General features: G+C 37.3%; 20 protein-coding genes. 7 read left to right on the top strand and 13 right to left on the bottom strand.

What is annotated here, in order from left to right:
- Window positions 1–9 precede the first annotated feature (9 nt).
- The 6 genes from ELS83_RS08520 to ELS83_RS08495 form a co-directional block, all read right to left on the bottom strand.
- Complete coding sequence (locus tag ELS83_RS08520; RefSeq protein ID WP_171595124.1) at window positions 10–1,596, bottom strand: aspartate:alanine exchanger family transporter; 1,587 nt, start codon at window positions 1,594–1,596, stop codon at window positions 10–12.
- Between the two features lie 168 nt (window positions 1,597–1,764).
- Window positions 1,765–2,475: a dipeptidase PepE gene (pepE, locus tag ELS83_RS08515; RefSeq protein WP_171595123.1), complete on the bottom strand. Its 711-nt coding sequence runs from the start codon at window positions 2,473–2,475 to the stop codon at window positions 1,765–1,767.
- A 45-nt stretch (window positions 2,476–2,520) separates the two neighbouring features.
- On the bottom strand, window positions 2,521–4,524 hold the full coding sequence (locus ELS83_RS08510; protein WP_171595122.1) for a tetratricopeptide repeat-containing sensor histidine kinase: 2,004 nt from the start codon (window positions 4,522–4,524) through the stop codon (window positions 2,521–2,523).
- Between the two features lie 119 nt (window positions 4,525–4,643).
- Window positions 4,644–5,705 (bottom strand): outer membrane beta-barrel protein, encoded by a 1,062-nt coding sequence (locus tag ELS83_RS08505; RefSeq protein WP_171595121.1) that lies wholly within the window; start codon window positions 5,703–5,705, stop codon window positions 4,644–4,646.
- A gap of 64 nt (window positions 5,706–5,769) precedes the next feature.
- Window positions 5,770–6,876, bottom strand: a complete 1,107-nt coding sequence (locus tag ELS83_RS08500) for an anti-sigma factor (RefSeq protein ID WP_171595120.1) — start codon at window positions 6,874–6,876, stop codon at window positions 5,770–5,772.
- Between the two features lie 11 nt (window positions 6,877–6,887).
- Window positions 6,888–7,373 carry an RNA polymerase sigma factor gene (locus ELS83_RS08495; RefSeq protein WP_171595119.1) on the bottom strand — a complete coding sequence of 162 codons (486 nt, stop codon included), beginning with the start codon at window positions 7,371–7,373 and terminating at the stop codon, window positions 6,888–6,890.
- Window positions 7,374–7,601: 228 nt separating this feature from the next.
- On the opposite strand from ELS83_RS08495, the gene ELS83_RS08490 reads away from it, so the two are divergent.
- From ELS83_RS08490 to ELS83_RS08465, 6 genes are all read left to right on the top strand, one after another.
- Complete coding sequence (locus ELS83_RS08490) at window positions 7,602–8,408, top strand: 5'-nucleotidase, lipoprotein e(P4) family (RefSeq protein ID WP_171595118.1); 807 nt, start codon at window positions 7,602–7,604, stop codon at window positions 8,406–8,408.
- A gap of 121 nt (window positions 8,409–8,529) precedes the next feature.
- Window positions 8,530–9,528, top strand: a complete 999-nt coding sequence (locus tag ELS83_RS08485; RefSeq protein WP_171595117.1) for a DUF4271 domain-containing protein — start codon at window positions 8,530–8,532, stop codon at window positions 9,526–9,528.
- Window positions 9,529–9,565: 37 nt separating this feature from the next.
- A complete protein-coding gene (locus tag ELS83_RS08480; protein ID WP_171595116.1) occupies window positions 9,566–10,324 on the top strand; it encodes a uroporphyrinogen-III synthase in 759 nt (252 codons plus the stop codon).
- Between the two features lie 81 nt (window positions 10,325–10,405).
- A complete protein-coding gene (gene rnpA, locus ELS83_RS08475) occupies window positions 10,406–10,852 on the top strand; it encodes a ribonuclease P protein component (RefSeq protein ID WP_171595115.1) in 447 nt (148 codons plus the stop codon).
- The gene (gene yidD / locus ELS83_RS08470) at window positions 10,791–11,033 is read left to right on the top strand and encodes a membrane protein insertion efficiency factor YidD (protein WP_171595114.1); all 243 of its coding nucleotides are present in this window, start codon (window positions 10,791–10,793) and stop codon (window positions 11,031–11,033) included. Before rnpA ends, yidD begins: the two co-directional genes overlap by 62 nt.
- A 246-nt stretch (window positions 11,034–11,279) precedes the next feature.
- Window positions 11,280–12,968 carry a S41 family peptidase gene (locus ELS83_RS08465; RefSeq protein WP_171595113.1) on the top strand — a complete coding sequence of 563 codons (1,689 nt, stop codon included), beginning with the start codon at window positions 11,280–11,282 and terminating at the stop codon, window positions 12,966–12,968.
- A gap of 108 nt (window positions 12,969–13,076) precedes the next feature.
- Here ELS83_RS08465 and ELS83_RS08460 read toward each other — a convergent pair whose 3' ends face one another.
- The 6 genes from ELS83_RS08460 to ELS83_RS08435 form a co-directional block, all read right to left on the bottom strand.
- The gene (locus ELS83_RS08460; protein ID WP_171595112.1) at window positions 13,077–13,739 is read right to left on the bottom strand and encodes a 3-keto-alpha-glucoside-1,2-lyase-like domain-containing protein; all 663 of its coding nucleotides are present in this window, start codon (window positions 13,737–13,739) and stop codon (window positions 13,077–13,079) included.
- A gap of 10 nt (window positions 13,740–13,749) precedes the next feature.
- Window positions 13,750–14,532: a GNAT family N-acetyltransferase gene (locus tag ELS83_RS08455; protein WP_171595111.1), complete on the bottom strand. Its 783-nt coding sequence runs from the start codon at window positions 14,530–14,532 to the stop codon at window positions 13,750–13,752.
- Between the two features lie 266 nt (window positions 14,533–14,798).
- Complete coding sequence (locus ELS83_RS08450; protein ID WP_171595110.1) at window positions 14,799–15,239, bottom strand: GNAT family N-acetyltransferase; 441 nt, start codon at window positions 15,237–15,239, stop codon at window positions 14,799–14,801.
- Between the two features lie 9 nt (window positions 15,240–15,248).
- On the bottom strand, window positions 15,249–18,023 hold the full coding sequence (gene polA, locus ELS83_RS08445) for a DNA polymerase I (protein ID WP_171595109.1): 2,775 nt from the start codon (window positions 18,021–18,023) through the stop codon (window positions 15,249–15,251).
- Window positions 18,024–18,173: 150 nt separating this feature from the next.
- Complete coding sequence (locus tag ELS83_RS08440; RefSeq protein ID WP_171595108.1) at window positions 18,174–18,623, bottom strand: 6-pyruvoyl trahydropterin synthase family protein; 450 nt, start codon at window positions 18,621–18,623, stop codon at window positions 18,174–18,176.
- 43 nt (window positions 18,624–18,666) lie between these two features.
- Window positions 18,667–18,966 (bottom strand): ArsR/SmtB family transcription factor, encoded by a 300-nt coding sequence (locus tag ELS83_RS08435; protein WP_120238039.1) that lies wholly within the window; start codon window positions 18,964–18,966, stop codon window positions 18,667–18,669.
- Window positions 18,967–19,169: 203 nt separating this feature from the next.
- On the opposite strand from ELS83_RS08435, the gene ELS83_RS08430 reads away from it, so the two are divergent.
- Entirely contained in the window at window positions 19,170–20,156 is a 987-nt protein-coding gene (locus ELS83_RS08430; RefSeq protein WP_171595107.1) for a polyprenyl synthetase family protein, read from the top strand.
- Here ELS83_RS08430 and ELS83_RS08425 read toward each other — a convergent pair whose 3' ends face one another.
- The gene (locus tag ELS83_RS08425) at window positions 20,157–22,067 is read right to left on the bottom strand and encodes a PAS domain-containing protein (protein WP_171595106.1); all 1,911 of its coding nucleotides are present in this window, start codon (window positions 22,065–22,067) and stop codon (window positions 20,157–20,159) included.
- Window positions 22,068–22,167: the final 100 nt, after the last annotated feature.

Below are 22,167 nucleotides of genomic sequence, written 5' to 3'. Positions count from 1 at the left end.
CGGATTTTTTTATATCAAACTTAAAATCTGAACACAAACAATTAAAAATACCATTGCAATGGGATATACAGTTGCATAGGCAATGGATTGGGCACTGGAATCAGACATGCCATCGACAGCTGCCAAACCTGGCGTACTGGTCATACTTCCGGTTAAGGCACCCAGCAAGTTTAGAATGTTCATTTTTAAAACAAAATGACCAATTATGGTGGTGATAACCATAGGAAACAGCGTAATTCCAACACCTATAGCAAATAAGGTCAAGCCTGATTCCTGGAATGTCTGCACCAAATGAGCACCTGCACTGGTTCCAACCACGGCCAAAAACATCAGTAATCCCAACTGGCGCAGCAATTGATTCGATGATCCAGACATGGTCCATAAAATGGGTCCTGTTTTACCAATTCTACTTAAAATCAGGGCAACCATTAACACACCACCAGTTAGGCCAAGGCTAAAGGTAAAATCATCTGAAAAGGAAATTTTGAGTTTCCCTACCAATACCCCCAACACAATTCCTGTTGCAATTGGGAAAAAGTCGGTATCGGATAGTTTCTTGCTGTCGTTTCCAAACAGGTGGCGCACATTTTTGATGTTACCCGTTCCGCAAGCTACCACCAATTTATCGCCAAAGCGGATTTCAGATTTCGAGCTGGCCACCATATCAATTCCCGCCCTTCTGATTCGTGTGATTCTGGCATTGTAATTGGCCAATACATTCAATTGTCCAATGGTTTTATTTACCACCTGTTTGTTGGTCACGAGAACCGATTCTACTACATAATCGCGACTCAAAGGAATCTTCTCTTCGGTCTCTTCCCCAATCAGCATTTTGGCTCGTTCCAAAGCTTGTTCGGTTCCAATTAATTTTACGATATCTCCTTTTTCGAGTATGGTTTCAGGCGATGGAACAATGGTTTCTCCCCTGTGCATAATTCGGGAAATATTGGCTTGGGTGAAGGATCTAATCTTTAATTCTTTAATGCTTCTGCCGATAATATTCTCATTTTCCACCAGAAAATTCTTATTGAATAGCTCGGGGAAATTTTGCTGAGCCTCATCTTCCAGTTTTTTCGCTTCCTGATTGATATCAACTTTAAAAATCTTTGGATACATCCTTACAAAAAGGATGACACCAATTACACCAAAAGGATAAGCGATACCATAACCAATTGAGGCCATTGGCGATTGAGTTGATTCAATGGCTGCTGCCAGACCTGGTGTACTGGTTAAAGATCCGGTAAGCAAACCAATGGCAATAGCGGTATCAACCTTAAAAATCAGTGCCAAAGTAATGGTTAAAACAGAGGCGCTACCTACCAAAATAAAGGCCAAAACAATAAGCTCCCTCCCATTTTTCTTAAAGGATTCGAAAAAACCTGGTCCGGCCTGAATTCCTATGGTAAAAATGAAGAGCGTTAAACCAATTTTTTGAATATCTGCAGGAATGCTTACCCCATAATGGCCAAACACCAGGGCTACGAAAATAACTGCCGATACATCTAAAGAAATGCCTTTGATTTTGATGTTACCAACAATAAATCCGATTGCAACAATCAGGAAAAGAACAAAATAAGCCGAAGAGAGTAAGTCCATGAGTTTTTGTAAGTTTTGCTTTTATTTCGGCCACAAAGGTAGAAATAAAATATTGTGATTTTCCATTTAGCGCAGTTTGTGATCCGAAATTCGGGAATCTTCAGGGTTTAGGCTATAAAAAAAGCGGATGATTTTGAACCACCCGCTTCTTGTAAACTGTTTATTTTTTTACTTCAATAAGAAGTTAAAATCGTCATTAGCACTTAACTCATAGGTTTCAATACCATTCTTAAAAATACGGCATTGTCTGTCACCTATCAGTTTTATCTTGTTGTCCTCAACCAGGAACATGGTTGCTTCGCGCAATCCTGCAATATACACATCAGGGTTCAAGACCATGAATTCATTGATACGATCTTCGCGGGTTTCTCCCCCATGTCCTTCCGGATTTTTATCAAGGTAATGAGGATTAATCTGGAAAGGAATCAGGTTTAATGCATCGAATCCCATTGGATCGATTATAGGCATATCATTGGTGGTTTTAATGGTAGGACAAGTTAAATTTGATCCTGCACTCCAACCAATATATGGCGCTTTCTCGTTAATCACCTTATTGCGAATTGGCTCGGTAAGGTTGTATTTGTGAATTAAATGAAGCAGGTTCCAGGTGCTACCGCCACCAACAACAATTGCTTCGGCTTCTTCAACTGCCTTAACTGGATTTTCGAAACGATGAATAGAAACCACATCGTGTCCTACTTCGTTGAATCTTTCCTTTACTTTTGCTTCATAATCATCGAAAGAAACAGTTACCCCAGCATAAGGAATAAACAATGCTTTTACTGGTTTTTCTCCTAAAAACTCTTTGATATTGTGCTTTGGATAATCCAGGTATTCTTCACCAGGATTTGTTGAATTACTGATCAGTAATAATCTCATTAGTATCTAAATTTAGTTTAAGCTATGTGTATTTCAGCTCTAAATTTAATTATTAATCAAGAAAAGAAGTGGTTCTTTTTCGACTAATTCCAAATATTTTTCCTGGTTCATTGGTCGCCTTGGAATAATAAATGCGAATGTACTTCCTTTATCTATTACACTGCTTACAATCATTTTACCATGATTTTTAATCAGGAAATCGCGGCACAAGGTAAGTCCCAAACCAGTTCCTTTTTCGGCAGCTGTTCCATCGGTTGTTTTGCCATCGTAAATATTATCGATCTGGTCTGGCAACATCCCAATACCATCATCAATTACCGATATTTTTATAAAGTACTGACCTATTTCAGATTTGATCTCTACATTTCCGCCTTTATTGGTGAATTTAATCGCATTGGAAATCAGGTTTCGCAACACTGTATTAATCATGTTCCAATCCACAAAAACCTCTATACTTGGGTTTTCTGAGGTAAACAGGTTAATGGATTTGATCTTAGCCAAATCGCTCAGTAATCCGATATTGGAATTGATAATGGAGCAAGCATCAACCATCTGTTTGTTTGCCGAAAGGGTTGAAGTTTGATTTTTGGCCCAGAAAAGAAGGTTTTCCAAAAGCTCATAGGCATTATCCGATGAATGGAACAAGGCCTGCAAGAACTCCTCTTTGTCCTGATCTGTTAGGTTTAAATCTTCTTCACCAAGGTACATTCTTAAACCGTTGCTGATATTCCCTATTGCGCCGCGTAAATCGTGGGCAATTAGCGAGAACATTTTATCTTTGGTATCGTTGGCCACGCGAAGTTTATCTTCACTGATTTTAATTCGCTTCATGGCCTCAATCAACTCCTCCTGGTGCTGATGAACCAAACTGTTTTTAAGGTGAAGCAATTCATTGTCTTTCAAATTATTTCTATACCTGATAATCAGGATAAAAATGGCCAGGATAAACACCATTAAAATCAAAAGTCCCACTATATACTGACGGGTAATTTTCAATTGTTGTTCCTGGTTTTCATCTCTTAACACCTGGTTTTCCTGGTTTTTTATGCTCATAGCATGGCGAGAATCCAACTCCTCTATCTTATTGCTCAACTTTTCGTCGGCAATAGAATCCTGGTATTGCAATAGTTTTTGAAAAGCAAGAACCGATTCGGTCTGGTTTCCTTTTTTTAACTGGTAATCGGCCAATGTACGGTAGTAGTCCCTGTACAACCTTTTTGATTTTAGTTGTAAGGCTATAGAATTACCGTTATCGAGATGTTTTTTTGCACTCGACAACTCCCCTTCCTGTATGTATAAGTTTGCCAATTGCAGCTCAAACGATCCACTTTTGTAGTTTGCTTCCCGCGATTTGTGAAAAGGAGCTTCCTGGTAGGTAGCAATGGCCTTTTCGGTATCTCCAATTTCGGCATACATGGAACCCAAATCATTCAATACTGAATTGATTAAGGATTTTTTCTCGAGTTGCTTCGCTGCTTTCAACGCATTCTCGAAGTGGATTCCAGCCTGATTGTATTCTTTAATTGCCTTGTAATAAAGCCCTAGTAAATTCTGACAGTTTGCAATTCCTTCAACATCTTTTAACTCTTCATAAATGCCCGAAGCCTGTATGGTGTGTGAATAGGATTTGTTTAAACGATTTGTCTCGTTATAAACCGTTGCAAGCTCAACCGAAATATCGGCCAACTCTTTTAAAAAATCGTGAGTTTGAGCATAATGATGTGCCTGCAACAAATAGTCCAAGGAGTTATCCAATTGGTTATCGATATGGTAAGCAATCCCTAAATAGTACATTGCTTTTAACATGTTCTCTTCGTTTTCGAGAGTTTGAGCCACTCCTAGTGCATGTTTTGCCAGGTCGATTCCCTGGGCAGGATCGATATTCCAATAGGTTTTACTAAGCATTAAGAGGGTTTCCAACTTTTCTTGACCGGCGGTTGCTCCGTATCGCTTTTGCAAACTATCCAGACTCATTTGAGTTTCGAGGTTTGCAAAGCCCGAAAAGATGAAACAAAGTGATAGTAATATAGTAAGGGGGAATTTTTTCATGCATCAAATATACTATTTTATGCTAAAAAAATCAATATTGGTCAAAATGGAATCGAAACAATATAAAAACAGCCAGATTCCTAAAAATCTGGCTGTTTAATCATATCTTCAATTAAGTTTTAAAAACTAATCAATGTGATCCCAACTGTAAATGGTGTTAAATCTGGTCCTTTGTTACTTTCAAACAGTTCTGTAAGGCCATAAGTGGCAAAAAAGTTTAAGGAACGATAACCAATTCTTGCATGGGCAGCATAACGTAAAGTCTTTAGTTTAAAGTCATCATGATCTTTTACCTTATCGCCACTGTGCTTAATTTTGGTATGTGAACCCAGGCGCAAACCTCCAATTACACCGGCCGACATGTGCACTCTTCTTCTCTTGTACTTCACAGGAATCTGAAACTCCATTAACAAAGGAACGGTAAGGTAAAGAGTTGTCAGTTTTGTTTTTTTCACTCTCCAGTTTGGATCCAGATCCAATGGTTGAATTACTCCATTCACTTTTTGCAGGGTAATATCATTATCGAAACGATAGTTGTTCCATTCCAATCCCAAACCCGTTACCAAACCAATGGTATTTCTTTCTTTTTGTAAACTGATATCGTACTGAAGGAAATTCAGGTTTACAGCGATTGATTTGGCCATATCCAGTTCCATAAAATCGTAAGTATACATGGAATAATCCTCATTTGAAAAACCGTTTACACCCATTTCGAAACCGGCCCAGTGTCCTCTAAAATCAGGCTCTTTTTCCATAAAGAATTTATCCTGATCGGGATCCCAAGGGTGAACTCTTTCGATTTTTACCCTGGTTCCGTGCCAACCATCAATAATGTTAATCTGCTTGCCGCCGATTCTAATTTTGGTCGTATCTCGATCTTCCTGGTAAGCAAATTTTCCAATTTTACCCACCTTTATTTTTGCGCCTCCATCAACCTCAACGGCTTTTACAACATCTTTGTTCATGAACTGAACTTTCATCGTATCCTTACTTACAGTTCTTTGCCACGTGTGTGTATCTTTGGTTTTAACCTTCTCTTTTTCTTTTTTATCCGACCAACTGTCCTTAATCAAAACTTTTTTCTTCTTAAGAGTATCTGTTTTTAAAGTATCGATCGTATTCTGAGCGTATGCACCGAAACCTATAGCCAGTGCAAAATACAGTAAAAGTAATTTCTTCATAACAATGTTTTTAGGTAATTCTATGGGTATGACGATTCAGTGGCTTATTTGTTACAGCAAAAATTTATTTTATTGATGTAGAAAAGCCTATCCCTTTGGTATTGAAGTTAACGCGCGTTTTTTCTGTCTCCGAATCGTATTGTTTTTCTAATTGAACTTTCTTTCCGGCAATGGCTCCAAGTTTATCAACTCCTGCTTTAGCCACTGCATATAGTAATGAATTGTTTTTCTTTTTTTCCTTTACACTCGATTTCCAAGACATGCCCAAATTGTTTAATCCACTGTTGCTGGCAACAACTTCAGCCATTTCTTCTTCCTGTTCCGAACTTTCAATCTGGTGTTCTGCAATTTCAGCATTGGCCAATATTTCAAGTGCTGTAGTTTGGGTCACTTCCGGAAGACTAATTTTTTCTGGCTCTGATTTAGAGTTTTCTGCAATTTGTTCTGCAGGCTTTTCAGCTACAATTGGATTTTCTGCTTGAACCACTTTTACCGGGGTTTTAACAGCTGCAGTTTCAGGTTCAGCCTTGTCCAAATTTGTGCTGTTTGCCTCTGCAGGTTTTGTTCCGGTATTTTTCACCAGTTCTTCCAATCTTTTCGCCTCATCCGATGGCTTTATTTCGATCTTTTTTACCGTATCGATATAGGCCACTTTATTGCCTGATAATTGTTCTGCATCTTTATCGGAAATTGATGTGTTCCACACCGTAAATAAAACCAGAACTGAAGCTGCGATTCCAACTCCCGAAAGCAACCAGTATGGAATGATCTTACGGTCTTTTCTTCTCAGCTCCTCCTTATCGGGATAAAGAATCTCCAAATCGGCGCTAAGCTTTGTTTTTTCGTATAGCTGGTATTGTGCTTTTTCAATTAAATTGCTGTTTAAATAATTGCTAAAGGCCAGCTCTTCTTCTTTTTCAAGGTCGCCCTCTAATTTGGCCACACAAAACTCATCAAAATCATTTTCGAAAGGAATTTGTTTCAATGCAGATTTATCGAATTCAATCGCCTCCTCCTCTACTACAACCAGACGCATTTCGTCCAATTCCTCCTTTAAATCAGGATGATCAGAAAGGAAGCGCTCCAGGTTTTTTACTTCTGAATCACTTAGGTTCCCTTCCAAATAATCAAGAAAGAATTCTTCGTAATTGTATCTGTCTATTATTCTCATCTTCAATCTAGCTACACCAATGTTTCTATACTTCCTATAAAATTTTTAAGATTTTTTCTTGCCCTGTAAATGTATACTTTCACCTGCGATTCAGTTAAATCTGTAATCTTGGCAATTTCTGCATAAGAATAACCTTCGTAATCGCGAAGTAGTATAACCGAACGTTGTATATCAGACAGTTTTTCGAGGGCAATATTCAATACCTCTTTTAAATCGCTGTACTGTTCGGAATGTGAATATTCTTTTACATTAACATTCTCAAAATCTTCTTTTCTTTTCTCTCTTCTTATCAAATCAATCATGGTATGATAAGCAGTTGTGAACAAATACGACTTTACTTTCTGATAATTTACATTGTCGATATTTCTCCACAATTTCTCGAAACTATCTTGTACAATATCTCGCGCTTTATCCTCATCTTTAATGTTTTTGAGGATAAAGCGAAACATGCCATCGGCATACTTGTCTACGCTTGTATTGTACTCTACAGTGTTCATTTAGGCCAGTTTCATTTCTAGGACGCACAACATATTCGAAATGTTACAGCTATTTTTTATTATCTTCGAATTTAAGAATCTATTTAGAGTTTATCCTTAGGTTTTTTATCCAAAAAAAATCCTGAAAAACAATTGTAAATAGCGCTTGTAACCATTTATTTTTCCTTTCCGGATATTTCAAATTCACTCCTTCCAGGGTGAAGAAGTAAAATTATAACACAAAATCAGATGAGAAAAATCTTTTTTTCGCTAGTGATTCTATCTAGCTTGATATCCTGTCAAAACAGCACACAAACCAAAAAGGAAGTAACAAATCCGAATGAACACCTGGTTATGGCTACCCTTTGGTACCAAAGAGCTTCTGAATGCAGAGCTTTATACTACCAGGCATTTAATGCTGCCAAATTATCCTTAGACAAGCAATTGGAAAGCTACTCGGGCAGCAAGGCAAAAGCTGTTGTGGTTGATATTGATGAAACGGTATTGGATAACAGTCCGTTCGAAACAAATTCCATCAGAACAGGAAAAACATTTACACCCAAAGCATGGAAAGAGTGGACCGATATGGCAAAAGCACAGGCAACTCCCGGTTCGTTGGAATTTTTAAAATATGCCGAATCGAAAGGAGTCGAAACTTTTTACATTTCGAATCGTGATACTTCGGCCACAAAAAAAACTTTACAAAACCTGAAGGAACTTGGCTTTCCTTTCGCCGATAAAGACCATATCCTACTTAAAAGCAATACAAGCATTAAAACCGAGAGAAGAAATAAAGTGAGTGAAACACATGAAATTCTAATTCTAGCAGGTGATAATATTGGCGATTTCGATGAAATTCTTGAAGACAGATCGGAAAACTATGGCTTCGCTAAAGTAGATGCAATGAAGGATGAGTTCGGGGGAAAATTTATCGTTCTTCCTAACCCAATGTATGGATCATGGGAAAAAGAGGTTCTGAGAAGTGATACAAAACTGAATGCTACTGAAAAAGAAACACTTCGAAAGAAGCGTTTAATTGGATACGAGGATTTATAAGACTTTGCAAATAAAAAATAAAAAGAGCCCGTAATAATTTTACGGGCTTTCTTATGCATCTTGTAAGCGCTCCAAAAAATAAAATTATCTTTGTACTAGTGGTAATGGTACACGAATTATAATGGCTTTCATCAACTCATCAATCTCTTCCGTTGATACAACGGCATTTCAGATTTCTCCTCTACAAATTAATTTTAAGTTCAAAAGCTTAAATAATGGGAAAATTACAGTTGACCAAAGCGGTGCTATTCGTTCCATATCTAAGGTATACCTAAAAAGAAATGCAGAAAAAAAGGTCAGTCGACCCCTACTCCTGACTGCAAACAATCAAGTATCTGATACTGTATTACTTGATACAGTAAACTCAGGTCAATTCGTATTACAGGATTCTATTGCTGCTGATACTACTGTTTTACAATCTGCAGACAGCATTGTACCAAGACCTCTGAGCAATGAAGGAAAATTAATTGCAAGAAGCCAGAGCGATTGGATGGTAGGCGTTAGCTTGTTTATCGTGATTTTGATGGCAGTAATTCGATTTTCTTTCAGCAAATACCTGCAAAGATTGATCGATTCAATTTTAAATTACCAGGTTTCCAACAATCTGTTTTTGGAAAAAAACATGAGAAACCTTCGAGGAAGTATTTTTCTAAACGGTCTGTTTTTTATCAACATTTCCTTTTTTGCAGTTCTTTACTACAAATTTATCTATTCCGATACCGGTGTTGAAACCAGTATTCTAAGCTTTTTAATCGCCCTGGCAGGATTACTCTTAATTTACCTGGGAAAATTTATCGTACTTAGAACCATTGCCTATATTTTTGATGGAGTAAAAGAAGGAAAAGAGTATTTGCATACTGTTTTCATCTACAACAAGAACCTTGGAATTTTTCTTTTACCAGTTACATTAAGTGTTCCTTTCATTGCCGAATATGCCGCATATTTCCTGCTAAACACGGGTTTAGTTCTTGGCATAATATTTTATTTATTGCGCCTCTTTCGAGGGATTAAAATATTATTTCGCAAACATGTTTCAATATTTTATATGATTTTGTACCTTTGTGCCTTGGAAATTTTGCCCTTACTTGTGATTTACAAACTGTTAATATCATTGGTATAAGGCGGTGTAATGAATTGTTGAACTAAACTCTAGTGTTTTGAGAATCAAGACTATACTGGTATCACAACCTAAGCCCCAAACTGAAAAGTCCCCTTATTTTGATTTGGCTGAAAAATACAATTTAAAGATTGATTTTCGCCCTTTTATTCAAGTAGAAGGTGTTTCAACCAAGGAATTTAGACAGGAAAGAATCAATATTCTGGATCATACAGCTGTTATTTTCACTAGTCGTACAGCCATCGATCACTTCTTCAGAGTTTGTGAGGAATTAAGAATTACTGTTCCTGATGACATGAAGTATTTTTGTATTTCTGAGTCGACTGCATTCTATCTTCAAAAGTACATTGTTTACAGAAAACGTAAGATCTTTTTTGGTGAAAAGCGTTTCGAAGAATTAATGGATATCATCGTAAAGCACAAATCAGAAAAATTCCTGATTCCACTTTCAGATATTCATAAGCAGTCAATCCCTGCTCTACTTGATAAAAGCAAAATCAAGTATACGAAAGCAATTTTGTATCGTACGGTAAGTAGCGATTTGTCTGATTTGGCAGATGTAAACTACGATATTTTGGCTTTCTATAGCCCTTCAGGTATTGCTTCATTGTTACAAAACTTCCCAGATTTTGAACAGAACAATACAATTATTGCAGCATTTGGTCCTGCTACATCAAAAGCAGTGAACGATGCTAAATTGAGACTTGATATTCAAGCTCCAATGCCTCAGGCTCCTTCAATGACCATGGCTTTGGATCAATTCATCAAGAAATTTAACAAAGACAATAAAGACAAGTAGTCTGTAAGAACATAAAAAATGAGGAAGGGGAATTTGATTTCCCCTTTTTTTGTCGATTTTTGTAGTATAATCCCAAACAGAATGACACGTAAAACACGTTTTACTTTTGAAAAAGCTGAAAGACTTACCCATAAGATTCTTATTGGCAAACTATTTTCCGAAGGAAACGGATTTACCTGTTATCCGTTTCGAGTGGTTTGGAAAGCTGCCGAGCTTCACTCAGATTACCCGGCACAGGTTGCCATAACTGTATCGAAACGAAATTTTAAACACGCGGTAAAAAGGAATCTTTTAAAGCGACGAATTCGGGAAATTTACCGTTTAAATAAGCACAAGCTATACGAAGAATTAGAGAAAAAAAATGTTCAGCTTGCCTTTATGATTGTTTATCTTCCTAAAAAAATACTGGAAAGCAAAGAAATGGAAGAGCAACTAAAAAGAGCGATCGAACGCATTCCAAGAGAATATGAAAAACATTCTAAACCTACTGAAACAGGCGGCTCTGTTCATCATGATTCTGCCAATTAAGTTTTATCAGTATTTTATTTCTCCCCTTACACCCTCTGCTTGCAGGTACACTCCTACCTGTTCTTCCTATGCCATTCAAGCTTTAAAAAAACACGGACCATTTAAAGGCTCTTATCTTGCCATCAAGCGAATTTTTTCTTGTCATCCCTGGGGTGGTCATGGTCACGATCCGGTGCCATAATTGCATTTCACATTCTTCTTTCTGAACATTTTTAAGTATAGAGCGTATTGATGTAAGAAATCGTAGTGGCACAATCATTGTAATTCAAGGCAATAGGGTTAACAAATGTTAAAGGCACTATATTTCCAAAGGGATTACTTATATTTGTTATTACCTACTAATAAAATTTAAACGACAAAGCGATTCGTTTGTGATTGGAATATCTCCGCAAGGGTTAATTAAAAATATCAATTAAAAAAGAAATATATGAAGCTTCAAGGAAAAAGAGGAGCCATATGGATGTTGGCGATTCTACTGTTTTGTAGTGCCGCATTCTTCGGGTTCAGCAGGGACGAGAGAAATTTTGAAATTAGTAAAAACCTGAATATTTACTACACCATGTTCAGAGAGCTGAACTTGTTTTATGTAGACGAAATCGATCCGGGTGATTTGGTGAAAAAGAGTATGGATGCGATGCTAAAAACTCTTGATCCTTACACAACCTACATTTCAGAATCGGAAATTGAAGACTTTAAATTGATGACCACCGGTGAGTATGCCGGAATTGGAGCTCTTATCAGCAAACGCAAGGATGAAGTTATAATTGCAGAGCCTTACGAAGGTTTTCCTGCTTATAAAGCCGGTTTAAGAGCTGGAGATGTAATGTTGGAAATCAACGGTACATCGACAAAAGGCAAAAGTACTGACGATGTTAGTAACCTTCTGAAAGGGCAGCCAAATGTTCCGCTTACCATCAAAATTAAACGACCGGGTGTGAAAAAAACAATGGAGAAAAAGCTGGTTCGTGAGAAAATTCAGCTGAAATCGGTTCCTTACTACGGAATGGTAACCGACTCTATTGGATACATTCACTTGAATCAGTTCACCAACAAATCGGCAGGAGAAGTAAAAGAAGCATTGAAAGCATTAAAAGAACAAAATGCCAAGTCTATTGTGCTGGATTTAAGAGGAAATCCGGGTGGTTTACTGGATCAGGCTATCGACATTACCAACCTTTTTGTAGATAAAGGTGAAGAAATTGTGAGTACCAAAGGAAAAGTTTCGAAATGGGACAAAAGTTACAAAGCTACCAAGTCGCCTGTTGATGCTGAAATTCCAATTGCCGTATTGGTGAACAGAGGTTCGGCTTCGGCTTCGGAAATTGTTTCGGGCGCCATTCAAGACCTTGACAGAGGCGTTGTGCTTGGAAACAGAACTTTTGGTAAAGGATTGGTTCAAACGACAAGAAACCTTACCTACAACACCAAATTAAAGGTAACTACGGCCAAATATTACATTCCAAGTGGACGATGCATTCAGGCATTGGATTACAGCAACAGAAATGATGACGGCAGCGTTGGTAAAATTGCTGACTCATTAATTACTGAATATCAGACTAAAAATGGTCGTTTGGTGTACGATGGCGGTGGAATTCTTCCTGATATTAAAATTAAACCTGAAACCTATAGCGTTTTAAGTGTAAACCTGATCCGCAATTTCATGTTCTTCGATTTTGCAACCCTTTATGCAAATACTAACGAAAGCATTGCTTCAGCAAAAGAGTTTGAAGTGAGCGATGAGTTGTTTAAAGAATTTGTTGCCTATGTGAAATCGAAAGAGGATTTTACCTACAAATCGGAAAGCACTGAGATTATTAAGGCGTTGAAAAAATCAGCAAAAGAAGAGAAGAACTTTAGCATCTCTACCGATGAATTTGCCGCCTTAGAGGCGAAATTAGCTCCTAATTTAGATCGAGATATCGAGAGATTCAAAGATGAATTAAAAGAGCTCCTGGCTCACGAAATCGTGAAAAGATATCATTACCAAAAAGGGGGTATTGAATTTGGCTTGCGCGAAGATAAAACTTTGCTTCGTGCCATCGAAGTTCTTGAAAGCAATAACGAATATGCTGGTATTTTAGACGGCAGCATAGGATTACATGCAATAAATAAGTAAGCTCATAGCTTATAATTGATATTAAAAAAGCTCATTCTTTCGATGGAAGAATGAGCTTTTTCTTTGGTAGAATTTGAAATTATTCTGCCTGAGAATGGCATTCACAAATTATTGATTCGTAAGTTTTAAATTCGCAAAGTAAGCCTCCGTTCCTGGTCCTACCCACAAGCCAATTTTACCAGCCTTTTCTCCATGTTTTAGGTCATTAACAATTAAAGTAGCTTGCTCTACCCCATTTACATACAAAACTGCTTTACTGCCCTTAACCTTAATTTTTAATTTAGTCCAAACTCCTTCCTGCAAATCGGCATAAGTTTCATACTTTCCGGGCGTTTCTTTTCTTAATTTATGCCAAGGGTAATCGGGGTAACTAATGTATTGTACCGAATGATTACGACGCATTTGATCCTTGGCTCTCCCATTGGTTGGACGAATGTAAAAACATTCAAATTTTGAGTTGTCCTCGTTCACATGAAATGCCACACCAACAAAACCTCTGGCCATGGCTCCAGCACTTTCAGCACGCTTGCCAACTACATCCACTTCAATAATGCCATCTTTAAAATCAACTGATTTCAGTGCAATAAACCTTGCTTCGGTTTTTGCAGCCGAAGGTTCAACTCGTAATGATTTAATTCCTTTGTAATCGGACTTTTTGTAATTTGCATTTACTTCTTCCATTTGAGTATCAGAGGCCAATAAATCAACTTTTTGGGCATAGCCCGAAACTCCAAGTGTTACTAAACACAATACTATTACAATCGCTTTCATAAGTTTCAATTTAATTGATAATTTTGTTCATAATATTTTCGAATCGTTTGTTACTGATTGGATGATGAGTGATTATTTCACCATTATAGAGAATGCAAAATGATCCAAAAGCACAAGGTGATTTCTGAACTGCTACAGAATCTTTTAAATCGATCAGCTGAGCTGATAAATTATACTTTTGTTTGGCAGTTTTTAGAATTGCATTCACATTTTTTTCGGTATAAGGACATTGCACTGATCGCATAATAATTAAACCTTCTTCTTTTATTGGTGCGAGATCGGAAATATGATTTTTAAAGCTTGGGAGGCTTGATCTTTCGTTAAAACGAAGAGCCAAAAGCTGAAAATCAGGCATAGCCTTATCTACTACTTCAAACCCATGTTTCAGGAATATTTTATTATCGCACATAAAAGAGCCTTTTCTGCTCACAACTGCAACTCCTTTCATGCTGCTCGCTTTTGCTTCCTCGATACATTCTTTTAGTAAGGCTGAAGCATATCCTTTTTGTTTGAATTCCTTTTTAAATCCTACAAAAACACAGTGAATAAATTGGTAGTTTTTTGCATTTACTGGTCTGTGAGCAAATTCTCCCGGAATATATTCCAACATTCCCTGGTACGAGCCATCTTCCAATATCAATGCTTTAATTCTCAATCCTTTGGGGTAATACTCTTTAAACCAATCAATTTTATTTCTTAATTCTTTGTGCTTTTTTACATCCTTGTATCCGCAAACACCATATTCAGCTATATTTTCGGGTGTAAGGTTTATGATTTGAAAGTCTTTGTTCATGGGCGGTATTTTTACATTCTAAGGTACGCGATTTTTAAGAATACTTTACTGTTCATATGCAATTGGCAGCTATACATTCTATCATAAGCCTTTGCCAGTAGTCAAAAATAGATTAAGAGAATAGATATAGGGTTTCAGTATTAGATATTGGGACCTCTTAGATCAAATTTAATTTTTTAATCAATCAGTTACATGGCGATAATTGATACTAAAAAAAGCTCATTCTTTCGATGGAAGAATGAGCTTTTTCTGTGTATGATTGCTATTTATTTCAATTTCATATGCAAGATGGGATATGGTTTTCCAGAAGCATCAAGTTCAGATCTTTTGTAGGTTTCAAAACCAAATTTTTCGTAAAAACCTATGGCTTGTTCATTGTCCTCATTTACATCTACTTTACGTACATCCAAATTTTTAATGGAATAGTGCAAAAGCTCCTTTCCCACTCCTTTTCCCCTGGCATCGGGATGAATGAACAACATTTCCAGATTTTGCTCAGCCACACCCAGAAAACCAATAATTTCCTTGCTTTCATTTTTTAGGCATCGCAATTCGACCGCATCCAAATATACATTCAGAATTAAGGGTTTAAAGTAGGCGATATCTTCCTCTTTCAGAAAATGATGTGTTGCACGAACCGATGCTTCCCAAAGCCTTGCAATTTCCTGATAATCTGACTTTTGCACCTTCTCGATTCTATCAAACATGATCTAAGATTAATGTGCTTCCAACCAGTTCTCTCCTACTCCCATATCCACGGTAAGTGGTACGGAAAGTTGTACTGCATTTTCCATCTCTTCGCGAAGAATGACTTTCATCTGCTCCAGTTCCGATTTCAGACAATCGAAGTTCAATTCATCATGCACCTGAATGATCATTTTCGATTTCATTCCCTCCTTTTTCATGCGCTTGTCGATGTTGATCATGGCAATTTTAATAACATCGGCAGCCGAGCCCTGAATTGGTGCATTAATGGCATTTCTTTCTGCTACACCGCGTACAATGGCATTGCTCGAGTTGATATCTTTCAAATACCTGCGTCGCCCCATTAGTGTTTCGACAAACTCGTCCTCACGTGCTTTCTCAATGCTGGCATCCATAAAAGTTTTTACTTCAGGATAAGACTCAAAATATCCATCTTTTAGCTCTTTTCCTTCTTTTCTCGAAATGTCAAGACGTTCGGCCAATCCCCAGGCTGAAATACCATAAATGATCCCAAAGTTTGCAGTTTTTGCACGAGATCTCATATCCTTACTCACCTCTTCGATTGGCAATTTGTATATTTTTGCGGCCGTTGCCTGGTGGAAATCGGCTGCGTGATTAAAGGCATCAATCATGTTCTGATCCTTACTCATGTGTGCCATTAATCGCAACTCAACCTGCGAGTAATCGGCAGAAAGGAAAACATGCTCTTCTGTCGAAGGAATAAATGCTTTACGAATGTATCTTCCCTGCTCTGTTCGAATTGGGATGTTCTGTAAGTTTGGATTTGTAGAACTCAATCGTCCGGTTGCGGCTTCCGCCTGATTAAAGGAGGTATGAATTTTACCTGATGCCTTATTGATATAGGTTGGCAAAGCTTCTACATAAGTTGATATCAACTTTTTCAAAGATCTGAAATCCAAAATCTTTTGAATGATTTCGTGTTTGCCCTTAAGTTTTGTTAATACGGCCTCTGAAGTTGAGTATTGGCCCGATTTGGTTTTCTTCGCCTTGCTGTCCAGTTCCATTTTCTCGAACAGGATCTCACCCAACTGTTTTGGTGAAGCAACATTGAACTCTGCATCAGCCATTTCCTTAATTTCGGCCTCGATTCCATTCACCTCTTCGTTGAGTACTTTTGCGTAATCATGTAAGGTTGGAACATCTAATGATACACCATTGAATTCCATATCGGCCAGAAGGCTCATAAGAGGCATTTCCACCTCATTAAACAACTTGGCCAGCCCATTGGTCTCCATTTGCTTTTCAAGCTCCGATTTCAGCTCTAAAGCCAATACAACCTCTTCGCAATACTGATCGTGCTTTACGGGTTCTTCTTCCAACATCAGACTCAATTGAGCTTTTTTGCCTTTCCCCTTCTCCTCTTCCTGGATCACATTGTAATTCAAAACAGAATGGGCAACGAATGAAAATTCGTGTTTCAATTCCGGCTGAATCAGGTAATGGGCAATCATGGTATCAAAAATTGGAGCTTTCACTTCACAACCCAACCATGCAAGTGCCAAAATGTCTTTTTTACAATCGTGCCCTATTTTTACAATTTTCTCATCTTCGAAAATGTATTTGAATTCCTGGGCAACTTTTTTGGCTTCTTCCAAATTTTCCGGAAAGGGAACAAAAAAAGACTTGTCACTCTGAAATGAGAAGCACATTCCTCTTAATTTTGAGGTGTTTGGATCGGAATCGGATAAAATTGTTCTAAAAGCAAACTCTTTCTGAATACACAATTCTGCTTTCAAATCGGCCCTTACCTCCTCATTATCAAGCACAAAAAACTTAGAACTTAAAGTGTTTATGTCTCTGAGAATCACTTCTTTTTCTTCTGTCGAATCACTGTCCGTAGATTTTTCAGTCTGAGCAGTGAAAAGATCGCCCTGATTTTTGAAGACACGTTCGGCAAGGGTGAAAAATTCCAATTCCTTAAAAACGGCTCTCAAGTTAGCTTCATCGAAATCTATCAGTTTAAATTTTTCTTCGTCGAAATCTATTGGAGCATTCAATGCAATTTTTGCCAGCTCTCTCGAAAAACGAACCTGCTCTTCTGAGGCTACAATTTTTTCTTTCTGTTTTCCTTTTAACTGATCGGTATTCTCATAGAGACCATCTATGGATTTATACAATCCGATCAATTTCTGTGCAGTCTTTGGACCAATACCCGGACAACCTGGAATGTTATCGGCCGAATCGCCCATTAAACCCAGATAGTCGATAATTTGATCGGGATGATCCACACCAAAGTTTTCTTTCACTTCAGGAATTCCCCATACCTCAACTTCTTTGCCCGATCGTTTTGGTTTGTACATGAAAATATTTTCGCTCACCAATTGGGCGTAATCCTTATCGGGCGTCATCATGTATGTGGTAAATCCCTCTTTTTCGGCCTTTTTTGCCAGGGTTCCTATCACATCGTCGGCTTCGAATCCTTCCACATCCAGCTCGGGAATATTAAACCCCTGTATAATACGCTTGATGTATGGAATAGACTTGCGAAGATCTTCAGGCATTGGCGGACGTTGTGCCTTGTATTCCTTGAACATCTCGTGTCGGAATGTTGGTCCGGCAGGATCGAATACGACCGCAATATGCGAAGGTTTTTCCTTTTCGAGAACCTCTAAAAGCGTATTGGTAAAGCCCAGCATGGCCGAAGAATTAATCCCTGTAGAGGTAAATCTTGGATTTTTAATAAATGCGTAGTATGATCGGTATATCAAGGCAAAAGCATCTAATAAGAATAGTTTTTTGCCGGAATTACTTGCTGATGAGTGCATAAGATAAGAACTGTTTTTGTTTAACATGTGAATAGTGAAGCTATCCGTTACACAAAAATACAAGATATGAGATAGGAATCAATTCATTCTTAAATTTTGAGCATAAAAAAACCCGGATATATTTCCGGGTTCAAATGATATCTTCTTTAACTATTGATTGTCTGAGGCATACCACTCTGCAAAAGAAGTTGCGGTTTCGTGCAGTTTTAACGAATGAAGTTCCACTCCCTTTGGAAGTCTTTTCTTAATTCTTTCTGCAAAATCGGCAATCATATTTTCGCAGGTTGGCTGGTAATCCATCACAAAAAAACGATCGAACATTTGTGGAATATTCAGTTGATCGATATTTGGGGTATCCTTACTAAGTACCAAAGCATGATCCAGTTGATCAACAATCTCCTCTGCTACAATCGCTTTCAAATCTCCAAAATCCATTACCATTCCCAATTTTGGATTTGTTTTGTCGCTAATGGGTTCCCCAATTACGGTTACAAATAAAATGTAAGAATGACCATGAATGTTTTTACACAATCCATCATAGTTCCACAGGGCGTGTGCCATCTCAAAATGGAACTCTTTTGTTAATCTAATCTTTGTCATTGTTTATATAATAAAAAAACCGGTTTGAGCCGGTTTTTATTTCTTATCCATGTGTGCAATTGCTGATACAATCAACAATATTACTCAAACTACAGTGCTTTAGGAAATAATAAGTGTTTTTTCCTTCTCGTTTTGATGAAAGAACACCTTTATCCTTTAAAATTCCCAAATGATGAGAAGTTGTAGATTGTTCTATTTTTAATAATTCATGAATTTCAGTCACCGTCAGCTTCTTGCCATCTTCCAGATAACCTAAAATTGCAATTCTCATTGGATGGGCGATTGCCTTTAGCATATTGGCCGCCTGTTCCAGTTTTTCAGGTTCTAATTCTTTAATTTTCATACACTAAGATTATCACGTAAATTATCAAATGCAAATATATAAATATATTCGTGAATGAATGCTATAATCATATCGAAATATTTAAATTTCTCGTTTTGTAGATAATTTATTTGTAGTCTTAATAAAAACGGGATATTCGTATCCGAAAATTTTAGATACAAAGACAGTTTCATGAGTAGTTTAAATTGTTAACTTTGGTTTCTATGAGTTTGAAAAGAAGCAGTATTAGCATTATAAAATCTCCTATCGAGAAGGAAATGAAGCAGTTTGATTCCTACTTTAAGGAATCGATGAAGACGAAGGTAAGGTTATTAGACATTATTAATAATTACATTATCAAGCGAAAAGGAAAAGAGGTAAGGCCTATTCTTACTTTTTTAAGTGCCAAATTGCTGGGCGAAATTCAAGAATCGACCTATACTGCTGCTGCCTTAACTCAATTATTGCATACTGCCACCTTAATACACGACGATGTTGTTGACGAAGCCTACGAAAGAAGAGGCTTTTTTTCGATCAATGCTTTGTGGAAGTCGAAAGCAGCCGTTTTGGTTGGCGATTTTCTTTTGTCGAAAGGGTTGCTGGTTGCACTCGAAAATAAGGAGTATGAGCAACTACAGGTGGTTTCAGATGCTGTTAGAGAAATGAGTGAAGGAGAGCTTCTACAGCTAGAAAAATCGCGTAAGCTTGATATTACCGAAGAGGTATACTTTGATATTATCTATAAAAAAACGGCGAGTTTAATTGCTTCCTGTACTCAACTGGGTGCTTTATCGGTTGGTGCGAATCTGGAACAACAAGAAAAATTAAAAAAGTTTGGAGAGTACCTTGGCGTAGCTTTTCAAATGAAAGATGACCTGTTTGATTACGAAAAGCAGGGTAATATTGGCAAACCTACCGGTAATGATATCAAAGAAAAAAAGCTAACGCTTCCGCTGATTTATGTACTGCGTAATGTATCCGAAAAGGAGAGAAAATGGGCTTTAAAAATTATTAGAAAGCACAACAAAAATTCTGATAAGGTAAATGAACTGATTCAGTTTGTGAAAGAGAAAGGTGGCATTGATTACACTCGCGATAAAATGCTTGAGTACAAACAAAAATCTTTAGAAATTCTATCAGAATTCCCTGAATCTGAGACCAATAAATCTTTACAGGAATTGGTAGAATATACCATTTCGAGAACGAAGTAATTATGGAGCTTTTGGCAAGCTAAAGGTAAAGTTGCTCCCTACTCCTACTTCGCTTTCAACGGCAATTGTTCCGCCATTTTTTTCGACAAATTCCTTGCAGAGTATCAAACCCAGGCCAGTTCCGGTTTCATCCTGTGTTCCCAGTCGATTGTAATTGGTATCGATGCGGAATAACTTTTCCTGATTTTCAATACTGATTCCAATGCCATTATCCTGGATACTACAATAAATATCGCCATTCATCTCGGCAATGTTTACATTGATGATACCTCCGATATTGGTAAATTTCAAAGCATTCGAAAGCAGGTTTCTGATCACTGTTTCGGTCATGTATTTGTCTGCAAGCACATCTATCTGTGTCGATTCCTGAACTTTTACTTCAATTCTTTTACTTTCAGCTTTTGCCCTGTGAAGTAAGAGATTAGAATCGACCAATTCGCGAACTTTTATTTTTTCGGGTTTAAGTTTTAATCCTCCCGTTTGGGCACGCGCCCATTCCAATAAATTTTTTAACAAACTGTACTCCTGCTTCACCGAAGAATCGATCAGATTAATCATTTCGGTGAGCTGTTCACGCTGCATATCGGCATGATTCTCCTTTAAGATATGCACGATTGGCAGCATTGCATTAAACGGATTTTTTAAATCGTGGGCAATGATTGAAAAGAATTTATCCTTGGTTTTGACGGCCTCTTCAAGGGCTTTTTCATTCAATTTACGAGCTGTAATATCCCTGGCAACAGCCATTATGGTTTCGGTATTTCCATTTTCATCGAACTCTGGAATAAGCTGCCAATCGAAATACTTCTCTTCCCCATCGATATGAAAGGAGAATTCCACAACGCTTAATTCGGAAGTTTCAAAAACCTTGTTCATCTCCTCTTCCCAAAACTTACACATGTGTTCCGGAAAGCCAAGATCCTCGTGGGTTTTCCCTATAAATTCCTCTGGTTCAATATTTAGCAAAGGTTTGGTTGCCGAGTTCACAAACAAGTGTTTGTATTCCTTGTCGAATCGCATGATCAGATCAGGAGCATTTTCAACCAAAGTTCTAAATCGCTTCTCGCTTACTTTTAGGTTTTCTTCGGCCTTTTTTCTTTTCTCCAGGTTACGAATCGAGACAAAGAAGATTCTTTGCCCGTGCAATGGAATTAGTGTTGCACTTACTTCAACCGGTATTCTCTCGCCTGTTTTTTTTATTAATTCGGTTTCGAATAAAAGATGATCTTTATCTTTCATTTGCTGTTGCCTGATGCTAAATTCCATCGACTTTTCAGGATCATCAATCTCGTGAACCGATAAATTTCTAAATTCCAACTCATTGTAACCTAGAAGAACTGGTAATTTTGAGCCAAAATCGAGGATATTACCCTTTGAATCGTGAATTAAGAATGCATCTCCTGCCGATTCAAATATATTTTTAAAGAACTCTTCTCTCTGTCCTACCTTGTCAACCAGCTGATAATACCCGGTGATATCTTTACTTTCAATTACAAGTCTTTCAACAAGTCCCTCTTCGTTTACAATCGGACTAATGGTTTTTTCCTCAAATTTAATTGTATTGTTAAATTCAAATGATTTTAGGAATCGATCCGATTTTTTAGCCTTAATAACTTCCTTAACAACACATTCTTCACAAACATCATCTAAATCATAAAATACTTTATGACATTTTTCTCCTATAATCTCGCTTCTCTTTTTACCAATTTGATTCAATCGGTTCCTGTTTACCTCTACAACAGTAAAATTAGTATCAATTACAGATAGGTATTCCTGAGTCTGGCTTTTTGCATTTCTTAGTAAATGCTTCACCAAACCAGACTTGGCGCCAAATGATTGTTTTACACTCTTTAATTCGGCCTCCAATTCTTTAATTCGTATTCGAAGATGTTCTGAGCTTTCTTTATACATCTATGTAAATTGAAAGTAGTATGCTTTAATTATCAATAATATTGTGAAGTTAAATAATTTTGATTGTATTTAACGCAAAAAGTCGGAAACTTTTTCCGAC

The organism is Marinifilum caeruleilacunae (assembly GCF_013141825.1).
Classification (GTDB): domain Bacteria; phylum Bacteroidota; class Bacteroidia; order Bacteroidales; family Marinifilaceae; genus Marinifilum; species Marinifilum caeruleilacunae.
This window is presented reverse-complemented; position numbering and strand designations above follow the sequence as displayed.